The following is a 15,069-nucleotide window of genomic DNA, read 5'->3' as shown; positions in this document are numbered from 1 at the left end:
GAACTCAGCGCTGTTGCGGGATGAGCGCCAGCTGCCTGCTCTGCGCTACGACGGCGCCGGTCGAGTCGAGCACCAGCTGGTCCTCGTCGAACATGCGCTCGCCCACTTCGTGCGTGGTCGCGATGATGCGCAGCCAGCCCGCAGCCGGCTTGCGCCGCAGGTAGGTGGCCATCTGAACGGTCGGCGCCCAGCCGAAATGACCGAGGTTCACCGGCACCGGCGGGCTCATGTCCGCGCCCATCATCGCCATGAACATGGCGGTCTCGGCGTTCTGTTCGTCACCCGGACGCGGGCGCAGCCACAACCGCAGCCGGGGCTCGCCCTGCTGACCTTCGAGGAAGCGGGCCCAGTCCCGATCGATGTACAGCTCGGCGCCCTGGCCGACGTGCACGACGCTGCTCATCGGCGAGTCCGGCCCGTAGCCGATGGCGTCGGCGGGCGGTTCGACCGGCATGTCGTCGTGCTGACGGGCGTAGCGCGGTTCGGCGTCGTCCAAGCGGCTGAACGTCAGCGCGGTGCGCACCAGTGTCCGCCCGTGCTGCATCAGGTTGGTGTCGGCGAGGCAGATCTGCCGGCCGATCTTGCGGATATGCACCTCGTATTCGACCTCGCCCGGGTCGGGCGCGCCGAGGAAGTCCGAGCTGGCGGCGACCGGAGCCATATCGGCCAGCGCGGGGTCGGCCGCGCGCAGCCACTTCAGGCCCGCCGCGGCACTGGCCGCGACCATGGTGCCGCCGTGCACCTTCTTGCCGATCGTCCAGACCTTGTCGATCATGCCGAGGTAGCGACCGGTGTCGGGGGTCGTCGAGAGCAGTTCGGTCAGCGCGAGCACCCGGCTGAACGGGGCGTCGGTCGCCGTGGCCTGTGTGAGATCCAGGTCGGCCGTCATCGTCACTCCTGTCGTCGGCTCACCGCGTCGGCGGGCAGGGTTACCGTTCCGCGACATTCATACAGCGTAGAACGAACCGGATCGGGCTTCCCGTTCACCCTCGGTCGCATACATCACACTGGCGCACACTTTACGATCGGCACACCCCCGGTTTGCCGACTGTTTCGGATGCGCGAAGTCAACGGAATGCGCGAAATAACGGCACCTATTTCGTTGGGGTACAGATTATTTCGCAGCGGCGCAGACTATTTTGTTGCGGCGCAAGGATTCAGGGGTGAATTGCGGGCGTCGGCGCGGTCACGCCGTTGAGATGCAGGCGCGCGAACGCGAGCGTGCGATGCAACATCGCCGCGCGAGCCTGCGTGGTGCGCGCGTTCTGGGTATTGATCTCCGCGACCGCCTGCCCTGTGAAACCGGTGCGGACCAGCGTCTCGCACAGCTCGACGCACGGCTGGGTGCCCTCGCCGGGGATCAGGTGCTCGTCGTGCGCGGCCCCGCGTCCGTCGGCGAGATGCAGATGCGCCAGACCCGGGCCCATCCGGGCGGCCAGCGCCAAGGGGTCCGCGCCCGCGGTCGCGGTGTGCGAGAGGTCCAGGGTGTAGTGCGCGAATCCGGTATCGGTCGGATCGTAGGACGGGCTGAACGCGGTGAGCCCGATGCCGGGGCCGCCGCGGCGCTCCAAGCGCTTCACCGACCGCGCCCCGCGCCCGAACAGGGTGTCGGCGCGCATCGGGAACATGTTCTCCACCGCGACGACGACCTCGCTGTCGGCCTCGAGCTCGGCCACCTGATCCGCGAAATTCTCCGCGTACCTGCGCTGCCAGCGGAACGGCGGGTGCACCACCACGGTGCGCGCACCCAGGGCCTCCGCGGTGCGCACGCTGCGTTCGAGTTTGGCGGCCGGGTCCGCGCCCCACACCCGCTGCGAGATCAACAGGCACGGCGCGTGAATCGCGATGACCGGCACGTCGTACTTGCGCGCATAGGACTGCACGGTGGCGATGCTCTGACTGGCCGGCTCGGCCCAGACCATCAATTCGACGCCGTCGTAACCGATTTCGGCCGCGTACCGGAAGGCGGCCTCGGTGTTCTGCGGATAGACCGACGCCGTCGACAGCCCGACCAGGATCTGCCGTCGATCCGCACCGCCGGCCGGTTCACCGGGGGCGACGGCGGCCGGACGCACGTCGGCGTCGACCGTCTGCCGCCCGGCGGTATCGACCCCCTGCCGCGCTGCCGTGTCGGGCGCCTGCCGCGCTGCGGTTTCGGCCCCCTGCCACGCCGCGGTTGCGGGCGCGTGCCGCGCCGTGGTCTCGTTCGCCTGCCCGATCTTGCCCACAGCCGCTCCCCTGCCTCAGTTCGTACTGAGCAGAAAGGCTAGCGGTCCCAGCGTGACGAAGACGCCGACGACCACCGCGATCACCGTGCTCAGCACGTCATCGGTCCGGCGCAGAATCCGGACCAGGGCGACCAGACCGAGGATCACGATCATCGCCAGGGCCAGCGCCACCCAGGGCAGCATCTCCCACATGCGCTCGAAACCCTTGAACAGCAGCATGCCCGCCACGGCCGCGCCGGTGCTCTGCCCGCCCAGGATCAACCACTGCCGGCGGTTGGCGTCGAACTCGGCCTTGCGCGCGACGCGAGACGAGCGGCGGCGCGCGGCGGCCCGGCCCGGCCCGCGCTCCTCATGGTCGTCGAGGTCGTCGTCGTTCTCGTCGGCCAACTCGACCGGCTCGTAGAAATCGGTCTTGCCGTCGTAGATGTCGAGTTCGTCCTCGTGCGGCGCGACATCCCGCTTCGAACCGCGTTTGCCTCGACCGGCACTCGCGCGTTCGGCTCGCTCGACACCGTCCCGGAGCAGATCGCCCGCGACGGTCTGGCCGGAAAGCAATTGCTGGTCCTGGCTGGCCAGCGACCACGCGGCGGTCGGCAGGCCACCGGACTCCGGCTCGACGTCCTCGGGTTCCGGCGCGGCAGGTTTGTGTCTTCGTGCCGACCAGGCGGGTAACGCGCGCTCGCCGTTGCGCTGGTTGGATCTTCGTTCCAGCTCCGGCTTGGGTTCGGGGGTCGGCGCCCACGGCGCGGCGGTCCTGGGTTCGGGCGGCGCCTCGGCCGCGAAACCGTTCCACGCGGCGGTCGACGGCCCGGCCTCGAACTCGTCGGCTTCCGCGGCGCGCCGGCGTGCGGCTCGGCCGCCCGCGCCGTTGCGCTCGTCGCGGGGTGGCCTGCCGGTCGGGCCCGCACGGTCGGGCAGACCGCTGCTCGCGGCACCCGGCTCCGGCCGGCCGAGATCCCGCAGCGGCGGGCGCACCTCGGTGGTCTCTTCCTCCGGCTCGGCATGCCTGCGCCGGCGACCGGACCGCGCCGAGGACTCCTCGGCGGGCGGGACCGCGTACGGATTGGGCGAGGGCGCATACGGATTGGGCGAAGGCGCGTACAGATCCCCGACCGGCGTGCCCGGCGAGAGCGGATCGGCCGCGGGCGTATGCCGCGACGACGGCATCTCCCGCCCGGGCATCACCCGGTTCGAGCGACCGGGCGGGGGATCGTCCTGCGGTTCCGGCTGGGCGTACGCGGCGAGCGGGTCGTACATCGAGATCGGGCCCGACATCGGCGAATACGGTTCCGGCGACGGCGTATACGAGACAGGTTCCGGCGTGGGCGGTTCGTACGACGGTGTCTCGTAGACCGGCTCGTCGGCCGCGTCGTCGGGTGCCGCATGCGACGACTGGCCGCTGCCGATGGCAGGCATGTCACCGGTCAGCTCGGCCACCGAGATGCCCCGGCCGCCGCGGCGCCGCCTGCCGCCGCCGGACGACGCGCCCTGCTGCCCGTTCCGGGCCAGCAGCTCGGCGACCGACAGCTGCTTGGAATCCTCACTCATGACGAAACCGTTCCTATCGGCCCCGATAGCGCCACACCATCGCCGGGCGCCGGGCGGCCGCTGTCGGTCGCCGGGCCCGGTATGGCTGTCGCTCGGGGTCCGCCGTTCATGTCGGTATCCAGTTTGCGCAGGATCAGCCCTTCCCGCAGCGCCCACGGACAAATCTCGAGGGACTCCAGCGATAGTGCCCGCATACTCGCCTCCGCGATCAATGCGCCAGCCACCAATTGCTGTGACCGATCGGAACTTACGCCTTCCAATTCTGCACGGTCGGCGGCCGTCATTCGCGAGATGAACGCAATCAGTTGGCGCAGACCTGAGCTGGTGAGTGTACGACGCACCCGCGGCCCCGCGGCAGAGGGTGCGGCGCCGGTCAGCCGGGCCAGCGAGCGGAAGGTCTTCGACGTGCCCACCGCCAGGTCCGGTTTACCGGCGTCGATCAGCTGTTTCGCGGGCAGGGCGAGCTCCGCGTCGAGCCAGTCGCGCAGCACGTTGACCCGGCGCTTACCCGGCGGGTCCTCGCGCAGCCACTCTCTGGTCAACCGTCCGGCCCCGAGTTGCAGCGAGAGCGAGACGTCGGGTTCCTCGTCGCCGCCGTTCGTCATCTCCAGCGAGCCGCCGCCGATGTCGAGGTTGAGAATGCGGCCCGCGCTCCAGCCGAACCAGCGCCGCACCGCGAGGAAGGTCAGCCTGGCCTCGTCGACACCGGTGAGCACCTGCAGATCGACGCCGGTCTCGGCGCGGACACGCCCGAGCACCGCCTCGGAGTTGGTGGCTTCGCGCAGCGCCGAGGTGGCGAACGGCATCAGCTCGACGCACCTGGAAGTCTCGGCGATGCTGGCGAATTCGGCGACGGTCGCGATCAGCCGCTGCGCGCCGGATTCGGTGATCCGGCCCTCGTCGTCCATGTTTTCCGACAGCCGTAGCGTCGCTTTCGTGGAGCTCATGGGCATGGGGTGTCCGCCCCGGTGCGCGTCCACCACGAGCAGGTGGACGGTATTGCTTCCGACGTCGAGTACCCCTAGCCGCACAAGAACACGGTACTGGAGTCGGCCACCCCTTCAGGCCAAGCCGGTGAACTGTTAGCGTCTGGCAGTGTGACGGTAGGCGCATCAGCCAATGACTCGGCCCGGCCCCGACCTGCGGGAAAGATCGATCCGAGCCCCGAGGTGGATCTGGATTTCCCGCGCGAGTGGATCGAGTTCGTCGATCCAGCAAACGATGAGCATCTCATCGTCGCCGATCTGACCTGGCTACTGTCGCGCTGGACGTGTGTCTTCGGCACCCCGGCATGTCAGGGCATCCTGGGCGATCGGCCCGACGACGGCTGCTGCTCGCACGGCGCGTTCCTCTCCGACAAGGACGATCGCAAACGGCTGCAGAACGCTGTGAAAATGCTCACACCTGCCGATTGGCAGCTGATGGGCGAGGCGACCGACGCCGCGGGCAAGGTCACCAAGAAGGGCTATCTGGAACTCGACGAGCTCGAGGACGAGCCCGCGTTGCGCACCCGGCGCTTCGACGGCGCCTGCATTTTCCTCAACCGGCCCGGCTTCGAAGGCGGGGTGGGCTGCTCGCTGCACACCATGGCGCTGCGCCGCGGCATCGAGCCGCTGGAGGTCAAACCGGACGTGTGCTGGCAACTGCCCATCCGGCGCACCCAGGATTGGGTGGACCGCCCCGACGGCGTGCAGATCCTGCGCACCACGATCACCGAATACGACCGCCGCGGCTGGGGCCCGGGCGGCGCCGACCTCGACTGGTACTGCTCGGGCTCGCCGGACGCGCACGTCGGCAGCCGGCCGGTCTGGCAGTCCTACGGCCCGGAGCTGAAAGAACTGCTCGGCGCGCCCGCCTACGAGGAACTGTCCAGGCATTGCCGGCGCCGAGAAGGGCTGGGGCTCATCGCAATTCACCCCGCCACCGTGCACGCGAGCCGGGTGCAGGACTCCGCGACGGCCTGAACGGGCGCCACGCGCAGGTGACCGAGCAGGCGGAAATGACCGGCGGGTGACGGCACCGCGAAAAGCGAGTCACTCGAATCCAGGTGTGCATTACGTTCATTCGGAGGGAGTGCGCTCGTCACCTGTTTAGGGTTTGATGTGCGGTCATGTCCAAGAAAGTTCTGACCATGGCGGCCGTTGCCGCGGGCGCAACACTGTGCCTCACCGGTGTGGCCCACGCGGAGCCGAACGGCGACCCCGCCAAGTACTTCGATGTCACCGCCAATTTCGTGCCGGCCAACACCCCCGAGGCGCTCGGCGCGGCGGCCGCGGGCAAGAGCGTGATCATGAGCCCCTACGGCACCGCGCGCACCATCGCGTGCCGCGGCACGAGCACCGCGGACATCTACGACTGCCTGCAGGAAGACGATTTCGGGTGGATCACGTTGAGCAAGGTCGACGTGCCCGGCGTCGGCCCCACCTGGACCTACCTCGGCCAGCCTGCCGAGGGCGCCTGAACCATACGTACGACACGAACCCCTGTGCACCCGTGCACAGGGGTTCGTTCTTTTTCGCCCTTTTCTAGGCCTCGAGCTTGTAGCCCAGGCCACGCACGGTGACCAGGTGTTCCGGCTTCGCCGGGTCGGCCTCGATCTTCGACCGCAGCCGCTTGACGTGCACGTCGAGGGTTTTGGTATCGCCGACGTAGTCGGCGCCCCAGACGCGGTCGATCAGCTGGCCACGGGTCAGCACGCGGCCGGAATTGCGCAGCAGGTATTCGAGCAGATCGAATTCCTTCAGCGGCAGGGTGACCGGCTTGCCGTTCACCAGCACGGTGTGCCGGTCCACGTCCATCCGGACGGGGCCCGCCTCCAGCACGCCGCTCTCGTTGCCGCCGTCCAGTTCGTCGCCCGCACCGCGGCGCAGCACGGCCCGGATGCGCGCGATGAGCTCACGCGCCGAGTACGGCTTGGTCACATAGTCGTCGGCGCCGAGCTCGAGCCCGACCACCTTGTCGATCTCGCTGTCGCGCGCCGTCACCATGATCACCGGCACGCCGCTGCGGGTGCGCAGCTGCTTGCAGACATCCGTGCCGCTCATGCCGGGCAGCATGAGATCGAGCAGCACGATATCGGCGCCGGACCGATCGAACTCGGCGAGCGCGGACGGGCCGTCACCGACCACGGTGACCTCGAAGCCCTCCTTGCGCAGCAGGAACGCGAGCGGATCGGCCAGCGACTCCTCATCCTCGACGATCAACACACTCGTCATCTGCGTGCCTCCACACCATTGGGTCGGCCCGGCCCCGTGGGGCGCGGGCTTGTTTCTCTCGTGCTCACCGTCGGTCCGGCGGAATCCTCTTCTCCGTCGGTCTCGTGGTGGGCAGGTATTCGCAGCGTGAACGTCGAGCCCGTGCCCAGCTTGCTCCACAGGGTGATCTCACCGTTGTGGTTGGCTGCCACGTGCTTGACGATAGCCAGGCCGAGCCCGGTCCCGCCGGTGGCGCGCGAGCGCGCCTTGTCCGATCGGAAGAAGCGCTCGAACACGCGCTCCTGGTCTTCTTTCGCGATCCCGATGCCGCGATCGGTCACGGCCATCGCGACATGATCGCCGCGCAACGAGCGGCTGACCGACACGTGCGAACCGGCCGGTGAGTACGCTATCGCGTTCTCGACCAGATTGGACAGGGCTGTGACCAGCAACGTTTCGTCGCCGAGCACCTCGAGCCCGCTCGGGCGGTCGGTGCTGACGGTGATGCCGGCGGCCTCCGCGGCGGTCCGGGAACGGTCCACCGCCTGCATAACGACGGTGTCCACGTCGACCACCTCGAGCTCGGGCAGCTTCTCCGCGCCCTGCAGCCGCGACAGCGCAATGAGTTCGGTCACCATTTTCCCGAGACGCCGTGACTCACCCAACACCCGCTGGCCGAAGTGCCGCACCGCCTCGGGGTCCTCCGCCGACTCGAGCATGGCCTCGGCCAGCAGGCTCATCGCGCCGACCGGGGTCTTCAGCTCGTGGCTGACGTTGGCCACGAAGTCGCGCCGCGTCGCCTCCATCCGCGCCTGTTCGGAGTCGTCGTCGGCGAACAGCACGGTGAAATTGGTGTCCTCGCGCGAGAGCTGACGCGCGACGCCGCGTACGGCGATCCGGCCGCGACCGGGCACCGGATTCTTCGCGGTGAGGTCGAATTCGGCGGACTCACCGGTGGCGAGCACTTTCTCCACCGCGGTCCAGGCGCGCTCGTCGAGCAGCCGGTTGCGGACCAGGCCGAGTTCCTCGGCGCGCGGATTCACCAGCACCACGTCGCGGTACTCGTCGACGACGGCGATGCCGCTCTCGGAGGCGAGCACGATCAGATCGAGCACCTGCGACATGGTCAACCCCGAGTCGGCCTGCCTGCGGGCGGCCTGCCGGGCGTTCATATAGGGAATCAGTAGCCCGCCGACTGCCAGCCCTACGACAGCCGCCAGGACTGCCAATAGCACCGCCTGCGGAACACTCACCTTTGAATCGTACGGTCGCGGAAGGTTCAACTATCGCTGGGTGCGCGATGTTTCGCGCAGGTCATAGCGCCTTCCGGCCCTGTTCGCCCCCCGTTTACGCGCCGTTCTCATCCGGCCCGCGCCCGGTGTGTCAGTCCACGTCGTCGCCGGCCATGGCCGCGTTCACCGCGCGGCCGTGCTTGTCCACCCAGTCGCCGAGCGCGTAGATCGGCGTGAGGAGGTCGCGACCCGCCGCGGTCAGCTCGTACTCCACCCGCGGCGGCGCCTCGGCGTAGCGGTGACGTGCGACGAGGGTCATCCGTTCCATCCGGCGCAGGGTCTGGGTGAGCATCTTCTGGCTGATCCCGCCGATGGCGGCGCGCAGGTCGCCGGGACGCATCGGGCCGTCGCGCAACATGTAGACCACCACCGGTAGCCAGGAGTTGCCGAAGACGTCGACGCCCATCCGGGCCGGGCAGTCGGACTCGAAATCGCCGTAGGGCGCGAACTCCACCCGGTCGGCGGTGATCGGCTCGGCGGGCACGGCGGTCATGCCTTCAGCTTGCCACCGCCGTCGCGCACCCGCGGGTGCCTATCGGAGTCCCTACCGTCGGTGCCGAAAACATCGCTGACTAGGAGTTGAGATGCGAATCGGAATCATCGGAGCCGGGGCCATGGCGCGCGCGCTCGGCGGCGGCTGGGTCGCGGCGGGCCATGAGGTGCTGGTCGGCGCGCGATCGGCGGCGGCCGCACAGGAATCGGCGGCGGCGATCGCGGCGCAGGCCGGAAGTCTGCGTGCCGCTGCCGAATTCGGCGAAGTGGTGCTGCTCGCGCTGCCGGTCGACGCGCTGGACGAGGTGCTGCGCCCGCTCGCCGGGCTGCTCGCCGGGCGCACGCTCGTCGACTGCACGAACGCCTTCGCGCCGGACACCGCCGGCGCGACGGGCTTCGTGCTCTCGGAAGCGGCTGTCGCCGAACGCATTGCGGCGACCGCCCCGGGCGCGCACGTGGTGAAGGCGTTCAACATGTGCGCGGCCGAGGTGTGGGCCGCCGAGGCGCGCGTGTTCGACGAGCGCAGACTGGCGGTGCCGCTGTGCGGCGACGATCCCGGGGCGCTCGCCCAGGTGACGACCCTGGCCGAAGATCTTTCCCTGCAACCGATTCCGGCGGGCGGCCTGCACCGGGCGCGCTATCTGGAAGCCGTCGCGGTCTTCACCGTCGGCCTGTGGTTCGCGGGACATGATGCGCGCGCGGCCTTCCCGCCGCTGGCGGCCGCGTTCGCGGTCGTGGACTGACCGAAAACCTGGCCTGAGCATGCACTATCAACTCATACCCCGCGAGTTCGAGCTTCGATGCGCGATAGGTGCACGCTCAGACCGGGTTACGGTTTACCAGCCCGGATTTCCGCGCACCGGGATATTCACGAAACTCGGCTGATTCGGATCGAGCAACAGGTGCTGCGGCCGCAGTTCGCTGTCCACGACGAGCGGCATCGGGGCCACACCGCGCGGGAAGTTGCCCGCGTAGACGTCGACGCGCAGCCGGTGTCCCGGTTGCAGCACCGCCTCGATGCCGGGCACCGAAATGTCCAGTGCCGTCGGCTCGCCCGGCACCAGCGGCTGCCTGCTGTCCAGCGACAGGTCGGGCACCGGGTCGGTGTAGTCGCCGTTGGCCGAACGGGTGCTGCGCGCATCGTCGATGGCGCGCAGCGAGGACACCAGCTGGCCCGAGGACAGCACCGTCGAATAACCGTCGGGGCCGACATCGTTCACCGTGACGTTCCAGTAGCCGTCGGTCGCTTCGTGCACCGTGTTGAGCCGGACCGCGATCGGGCCGGAGATGCTGGTCGGCTCCGCGACCGGGGCGCTGGTGAAGGTCAGCGCGTTGAGCTCCTGGATCCGCGCGTCCTTGCTGCACCCGTCGATGATCGAGGTGACGCCCGCGCTCTCCTGCGCCATGTCCCGCGAGCACAGACCCGTCAAACCCGGTGCGACGGTGAGCCGATCGACGCTCGGGCTCGGCTGGGTGTACAGCGAACCGTCGTGCACGCCGGCTCCGGCGCCGCTCGCCGCGGCGGACAGATACATGCGCCGATGCTCGGCGCCGGGCTGCGGGAAGGAGGGCGCCGTGATCCACCCGCCACCCTGCTGCTTCAGGGTCACCGGGCCGAATTCGTCGATCCCGTTGTCGATTCCCTTGAGCCACTTGTCGAACCAGGCGCGCTGCAGCACGTCCATCCGCGGCGGCAGGCCCGGCTTGCCGGATTCGTTGCCGTTGCTGATGTGGTAGCCGTCGCCGACGAGCAGCTGCTTGCGGCCCGGCGGCAGCTCGAGCCGCCGGTACACGTCGGCCTGCGAGTTGACGAACACATCGTGCCAGCCGCCGGTCACGAAGGTGGGCACGGTGATTCGGCTCGGGTCGTTCTCCCAGGCCTGCCGGAACGGACTGTCGGAGTGCAGCAGGGTCTGCACCTTCGGATCGAGCTGATCGATCTCCGGCGTGATCAGGATGTTCACCAGCGCATCGATGAAGGTGAACGGATCCGCGAGCCGGTCCATCAGCCACTTGTTGTCGAACTGCCCGCGCAGCGCCGCCGCCAGGTCGGGCACCAGCTTGCCGCCGTTCACCGCGAGCAGCCAGGCGGGCATGAAGGTGATGCCGATGCCGCCGCCGGGTGCGACCAAGTCGCGGAACGGGTTCCGGCTCGGCACCACCGGGAAGAGCGCCTTCAACGCGGGCGGGTTCTTGGCGCCCGCTTGCAGCTGGTTGAGCCCGGAGTAGGAGACGCCGTTCATTCCGATGTCACCGGTCGACCACGGCTGCCGTGCCGCCCAGTCGATCACCTCGACGCTGTCCTGCTGCTCGCGTTCGCGCAGCAGATCCCAGATGCCCTGGGAGAAGCCGGTTCCCCGGACGTCGACCACGACCTGGGTATAGCCGCTCTTGATCAGCTGCCGGTCCACCGTGAAGTTGCGCAGCAGGCCGCCGCCGAGCGCCTTGGTCAGATCGGTGACGCCGGAAAACGGTGTGCCGGAGAGGTCGACGTCGCGCGCCACCTGCAGCACCGCGTCCGACAGCCACGGGATCGAGATCATGCTGTCGGCGATCATCGAGCCGAGCTTGGTGTAGGGCGTCAGGTTGACGATGGTCGGCGTCGGTGTCGAAATCGGTTGTCCGGCAGCGTCGGCCGGGTGGTAGACGTTCCCCTTGAGCACCGTGCCGTCGCTCATGGTGATCGGGACGTCCCATTCGATGAACACATTCGGGTACTGCTGCGGGCCGTCCTCGGTCGCGGCCCACGCCGCACCGGTCGCTCCGCCGTCCGGGCCGATCGGGCTCGCGGTGGCCGAGGGCGAAAGGAAGGGGGCCAAGGCCACCGCCGCGACGGTCACCGCCGCGGTTCGGAGCGCATACCTCATTGAATCCACTCTCTTAGGGGAACGAATGCTCTCTAACTAGGGGAGGGAAGCAGGTACCGACCGGTCTGCGGAGCGAAATCACGAAACTTCGTGCATGGTCACAAAGGCGCGCCCGGCGAACAGACACGGTGTCGACCGAACGAAAGAGCGCCCCCGCTCGAAATTTTCGAAGCGGAGGCGCTCTTTTCGGATCCTCGGTCGCGATTACCAGCGCGGGTTGCCGCGCACCGGAACATTCACGAAGCTCGGCCGATTCGGATCGAGCTGCACGTGCTGCGGCTTGAAGCCGGTGTCGAGCAGCATCGGCAAGATCGGCAGGCCCTTCGGGAAGTTACCCGCGAAGACGTCGATCCGCAGCCGGTGGCCGGGTTGCAGGATCGCTTCGGTGGCAGGCAGCGCGATATCCAGGGTGGTCGCCTCGCCGGGCACCGTCGGCTGCCGCCGGTCCAGCGAGGTGAACGCCCGCGGATCGGTGTAGTCGCCGTTGGCGGAGCGGGTGCTGTTCGCCTCGTCGACCTCCCGCAGCGAGGCCATGAGCTGTCCCGAGGACAGCACGGTGGACTGCCCGTCCGGCGCGACATCGTTGATCGTGGTCACCCAGTAGCCGTCCGCGGCGTCCTGGACGGTGTTGAGCCGCACCGCGATCCGGCCGGATATGGCGGTCGGCTCGGCGACCGGGGCGCTGGTGAAGGTGAGCCCGTTCGTCTCCGCGACCCGCGAGTCCTTCGCGCAGCCATCGATGATGGAAAGAATGCCCGCACTGCCCTGCGCCGCGTCGTTGGAGCACAGTGTGGTCAAGCCCGGGCCGACGGTGAGCCGCGCGGTGTCACCGTTGGCCTCCGCGGTCAGCGAACCGTCGTAGGCGCTGCTCGCGGTGCCACTGGGTTTGGCGGACAGGTACATCCGCCGATACGCGGGCTCCTGGGCGCTCGGGTTCGCGGCCTCGGTCGGCGCGGCGAAGGTGTCGGTGGTGATCCAGCCGCCGCCCTGCTGGCGCAACGTGATCGGGCCGTACTGATCGATGCCGTTGTCGATGTCCTTGAGCCACTTGTCGAACCACGCGCGCTGCAGCACATCCAGTCGCGGGGGCAGACCGGGCTTGGCGTACTCGTTGCCGGAATTGACGTGATACGTGTTGCCCATCAGCAGCTGCTTCTGGCCCGCGGGCAGCGGAATCTCGTTGTAGATCTTCGATTCCGAATAGGTGAACAGGTCGTGCCAGCCACCGGTGACGAAGGTCGGGATGTCGACCCGGCTCGGATCGCCCAGCCAGCCCTCGCGCGGCCGGGAACCGGAGGTCAGCAGCTCCTTGGCGCGCGGATCGAGGTCGTCGATCTTCGCCGTCGTGTAGACGTTGAGCAGCACGTCCATGAACGTCAACGGATCGCGCACGCGATCGGCCAGCCAGCGGGTGTCGAACTGCCCGTTGAGCACCGACGCCAGGTCGGGCACCAGCTTGAGGCCGTTGATGGCGATGAGCCACAGCGGGATGAAGTTGAAGCCGAAGCCGCCGCCCGGCGCGAGCACGTCGTTCACCAGGTCGCTGCCCGGCACCACCGGGAAGATCGCCTGCAGCGCCGCCGGATGCTTCTCGGCGGCCTGCACCTGATTGATGCCGGAGTAGGAGATGCCGTTCATGCCGATGCGGCCGTTGGACCAGGGCTGGCGTGCGGCCCAGTCGATCACTTCGACGGTGTCCTGCTGTTCGCGCTGGCGGAGCATGTCCCAGGTGCCCTGCGAGAATCCGGTGCCGCGCACGTCGACGACCACCTGCGAGTAGCCGCTGCGGATCAGCTGCCGGTCGACGGTGAAGTTGCGCAGCTCGCCGCCGGCGAAACCCTTTGTCAGGTCGGTGATCCCGGACAGCGGGGTGCCGGTGAGATCGATCGAGCGGAGCAGGCCGAACAGCGCGTCGGACAGGCCGGGAATGGCCTGTGCGTGGTCGGCCAGGTTCGACACCAGCTTGGTGTAGGGCGTGAGGTTCACGACCGTGGGCGTCGGGGTGTCGATGGGCCGGCCCGCGGCGTCGGCGGGGCGATAGACGTTGCCCTTCAACACCGTTCCGTCACTCATCGTGATGGGGACATCCCATTGGATGTTGATGTTCGGGTACTGCTGCGGACCATCCTGGGCCGCGGCCCAGGCCGCGCCCGCGGCTCCACCGTCGGGACCGGCCGGCGTCGGCGCGGCGGCGGCGCCGCTACTGAGGAAGGGAACGAGCATCGCCGCGGCAACTGCCGCGACTGTGACCCGCAACGCGTGCTTCATCGGACGTGATCCACCTCTCGGACTGGTCGAACGCCCAAAGTGTACATACCTACTTGTCGGTAATGACAAGGGGTAACAGGTAACCAATTCCGAATAGCGGTTCACATATAGCTACCCGTCGACGTGAGTTGCGCCCGAAGCCCTGCTCGGTGCCGTCTCGCACGGGCCACGCGAGCCAGAATGCTCACTCACCGGCCGGTGGGTGCACCTCGCCAGTCCGCACTGGCAGCCAACGGGTAGATGTGTCGCAAGACACTTTGGGCCGACACGGACTGTCGCACATCTCGCAGCACTCCGGCAAGCCCGTAGCGACCTGCCACCGCCGTGAAACAGCAACGCGCTGCGCCCGATTCGGACGCAGCGCGTGGCAAGTGCGAGAGCTGTCGGCTATTTCCCGCCCTGGTTCGCGACGGCGGCGGCACCCGCGGCGGCCGCCTCGGGGTCGAGGTAGACGCCGGGACCGGTGGGCCGCAGGTTCTCGTCCAGTTCATAGCGCAGCGGAATGCCGGTGGGAATGTTCACACCCGCGATATCGGCGTCCGAGATCTGATCGAGGTGCTTGACCAGCGCGCGCAGCGAGTTGCCGTGCGCGGCGACCAGCACGGTCTTGCCCGCGCGCACATCCTGCGAAATGGTCGACTCCCAGTACGGGATCATCCGCTTGACCACGTCGAGCAGGCATTCGGTCTTCGGCACCTCGATGCCCGCGTAGCGCGCGTCGCCGTCCTGGCTGTACTCGTCGTCCGGGTCGATCGGCGGCGGCGGGGTGTCGTAGCTGCGCCGCCACAGCATGAACTGCTCGTCGCCGTACTTGTCCCGGACCTGCGCCTTGTTCTTGCCCTGCAGCGCGCCGTAGTGACGCTCGTTGAGCCGCCAGTCGCGCACCACCGGAATCCAGTGCCGGTCGGCGGCGTCCAGCGCGATGTTCGCGGTGTTGATCGCGCGGCGCAGCAGCGAGGTGTAGACGATATCGGGCAGGATGCCGTGCTCGGCGAGCAGTTCTCCCGCGCGTTTGCCCTCGGCGATGCCCTTGTCCGTCAGATGCACGTCCACCCAGCCGGTGAACAGGTTCAGGGCATTCCATTCGCTCTCGCCGTGGCGCAGCAGCACGAGGGTGTACGTCATGGGGCCATCCTCCCATGGGCCCAGGAGCCGGTCGCAGCGTTCCCCCGCTGGTCCG

13 protein-coding genes are annotated in these 15,069 nt (G+C 68.6%); 3 read left to right on the top strand and 10 right to left on the bottom strand.

What is annotated here, in order from left to right:
• Positions 1 to 4: 4 nt before the first annotated feature.
• The 4 genes from TY25_RS39510 to TY25_RS39495 all read right to left on the bottom strand — a co-directional run bounded on the left by TY25_RS39510 (position 5) and on the right by TY25_RS39495 (position 4,807).
• Positions 5 to 889: a thioesterase family protein gene (locus tag TY25_RS39510; protein ID WP_081869400.1), complete on the bottom strand. Its 885-nt coding sequence runs from the start codon at positions 887 to 889 to the stop codon at positions 5 to 7.
• A 268-nt stretch (positions 890 to 1,157) separates the two neighbouring features.
• Positions 1,158 to 2,018, bottom strand: coding sequence for a sugar phosphate isomerase/epimerase family protein (locus TY25_RS39505; protein WP_029899765.1), 861 nt, complete (start codon positions 2,016 to 2,018; stop codon positions 1,158 to 1,160).
• 225 nt (positions 2,019 to 2,243) lie between these two features.
• Positions 2,244 to 3,776: an Rv0497 family membrane protein gene (locus tag TY25_RS43525; RefSeq protein WP_052383496.1), complete on the bottom strand. Its 1,533-nt coding sequence runs from the start codon at positions 3,774 to 3,776 to the stop codon at positions 2,244 to 2,246.
• A complete protein-coding gene (locus TY25_RS39495) occupies positions 3,773 to 4,807 on the bottom strand; it encodes a Ppx/GppA family phosphatase (protein ID WP_042265373.1) in 1,035 nt (344 codons plus the stop codon). The genes TY25_RS43525 and TY25_RS39495 overlap by 4 nt, the downstream gene beginning before the upstream one ends.
• A 66-nt stretch (positions 4,808 to 4,873) precedes the next feature.
• Here TY25_RS39495 and TY25_RS39490 point away from each other — a divergent pair, with 66 nt between their 5' ends.
• Both TY25_RS39490 and TY25_RS39485 read left to right on the top strand, forming a co-directional pair.
• A complete protein-coding gene (locus TY25_RS39490; RefSeq protein ID WP_081869392.1) occupies positions 4,874 to 5,740 on the top strand; it encodes a DUF3109 family protein in 867 nt (288 codons plus the stop codon).
• Positions 5,741 to 5,886: 146 nt separating this feature from the next.
• Complete coding sequence (locus TY25_RS39485) at positions 5,887 to 6,237, top strand: hypothetical protein (RefSeq protein ID WP_042265372.1); 351 nt, start codon at positions 5,887 to 5,889, stop codon at positions 6,235 to 6,237.
• Between the two features lie 64 nt (positions 6,238 to 6,301).
• Here TY25_RS39485 and TY25_RS39480 read toward each other — a convergent pair whose 3' ends face one another.
• The 3 genes from TY25_RS39480 to TY25_RS39470 form a co-directional block, all read right to left on the bottom strand.
• Positions 6,302 to 6,991, bottom strand: a complete 690-nt coding sequence (locus tag TY25_RS39480; protein ID WP_014988578.1) for a winged helix-turn-helix domain-containing protein — start codon at positions 6,989 to 6,991, stop codon at positions 6,302 to 6,304.
• Positions 6,988 to 8,223, bottom strand: coding sequence for a sensor histidine kinase (locus TY25_RS39475; RefSeq protein ID WP_042265371.1), 1,236 nt, complete (start codon positions 8,221 to 8,223; stop codon positions 6,988 to 6,990). Before TY25_RS39475 ends, TY25_RS39480 begins: the two co-directional genes overlap by 4 nt.
• 130 nt (positions 8,224 to 8,353) lie before the next feature.
• Positions 8,354 to 8,755 (bottom strand): winged helix-turn-helix transcriptional regulator, encoded by a 402-nt coding sequence (locus tag TY25_RS39470; protein ID WP_042265370.1) that lies wholly within the window; start codon positions 8,753 to 8,755, stop codon positions 8,354 to 8,356.
• Positions 8,756 to 8,846: 91 nt separating this feature from the next.
• Between TY25_RS39470 and TY25_RS39465 the strand changes: the two genes are divergently transcribed.
• Complete coding sequence (locus TY25_RS39465; RefSeq protein WP_042265369.1) at positions 8,847 to 9,497, top strand: NADPH-dependent F420 reductase; 651 nt, start codon at positions 8,847 to 8,849, stop codon at positions 9,495 to 9,497.
• A gap of 93 nt (positions 9,498 to 9,590) precedes the next feature.
• On the opposite strand, the gene TY25_RS39460 is transcribed toward TY25_RS39465, so the two are convergent.
• From TY25_RS39460 to TY25_RS39450, 3 genes are all read right to left on the bottom strand, one after another.
• On the bottom strand, positions 9,591 to 11,621 hold the full coding sequence (locus TY25_RS39460; RefSeq protein WP_042265368.1) for a CocE/NonD family hydrolase: 2,031 nt from the start codon (positions 11,619 to 11,621) through the stop codon (positions 9,591 to 9,593).
• Positions 11,622 to 11,825: 204 nt separating this feature from the next.
• Positions 11,826 to 13,889: a CocE/NonD family hydrolase gene (locus TY25_RS39455; protein ID WP_042265366.1), complete on the bottom strand. Its 2,064-nt coding sequence runs from the start codon at positions 13,887 to 13,889 to the stop codon at positions 11,826 to 11,828.
• A gap of 387 nt (positions 13,890 to 14,276) precedes the next feature.
• The gene (locus TY25_RS39450; RefSeq protein WP_029899755.1) at positions 14,277 to 15,014 is read right to left on the bottom strand and encodes a phosphoglyceromutase; all 738 of its coding nucleotides are present in this window, start codon (positions 15,012 to 15,014) and stop codon (positions 14,277 to 14,279) included.
• Positions 15,015 to 15,069: the final 55 nt, after the last annotated feature.

Source organism: Nocardia brasiliensis NBRC 14402 (genome assembly GCF_000308475.2).
GTDB lineage: Bacteria > Actinomycetota > Actinomycetes > Mycobacteriales > Mycobacteriaceae > Nocardia > Nocardia brasiliensis.
The sequence above is the reverse complement of the archived record's forward strand: the minus strand, read 5'-3'. Positions and strand labels throughout refer to the sequence as shown.

Bases quoted from the DNA above. Each gene is read 5' to 3' on its own strand.
- TY25_RS39510 (WP_081869400.1), bottom strand. From the start codon at position 889: ATGACGGCCGACCTGGATCTCACACAGGCCACGGCGACCGACGCCCCG.
- TY25_RS43525 (WP_052383496.1), bottom strand. From the start codon at position 3,776: ATGAGTGAGGATTCCAAGCAGCTGTCGGTCGCCGAGCTGCTGGCCCGG.
- TY25_RS39485 (WP_042265372.1), top strand. From the start codon at position 5,887: ATGTCCAAGAAAGTTCTGACCATGGCGGCCGTTGCCGCGGGCGCAACA.
- TY25_RS39480 (WP_014988578.1), bottom strand. From the start codon at position 6,991: ATGACGAGTGTGTTGATCGTCGAGGATGAGGAGTCGCTGGCCGATCCG.
- TY25_RS39470 (WP_042265370.1), bottom strand. From the start codon at position 8,755: ATGACCGCCGTGCCCGCCGAGCCGATCACCGCCGACCGGGTGGAGTTC.
- TY25_RS39465 (WP_042265369.1), top strand. From the start codon at position 8,847: ATGCGAATCGGAATCATCGGAGCCGGGGCCATGGCGCGCGCGCTCGGC.
- TY25_RS39460 (WP_042265368.1), bottom strand. From the start codon at position 11,621: ATGAGGTATGCGCTCCGAACCGCGGCGGTGACCGTCGCGGCGGTGGCC.
- TY25_RS39455 (WP_042265366.1), bottom strand. From the start codon at position 13,889: ATGAAGCACGCGTTGCGGGTCACAGTCGCGGCAGTTGCCGCGGCGATG.
- TY25_RS39450 (WP_029899755.1), bottom strand. From the start codon at position 15,014: ATGACGTACACCCTCGTGCTGCTGCGCCACGGCGAGAGCGAATGGAAT.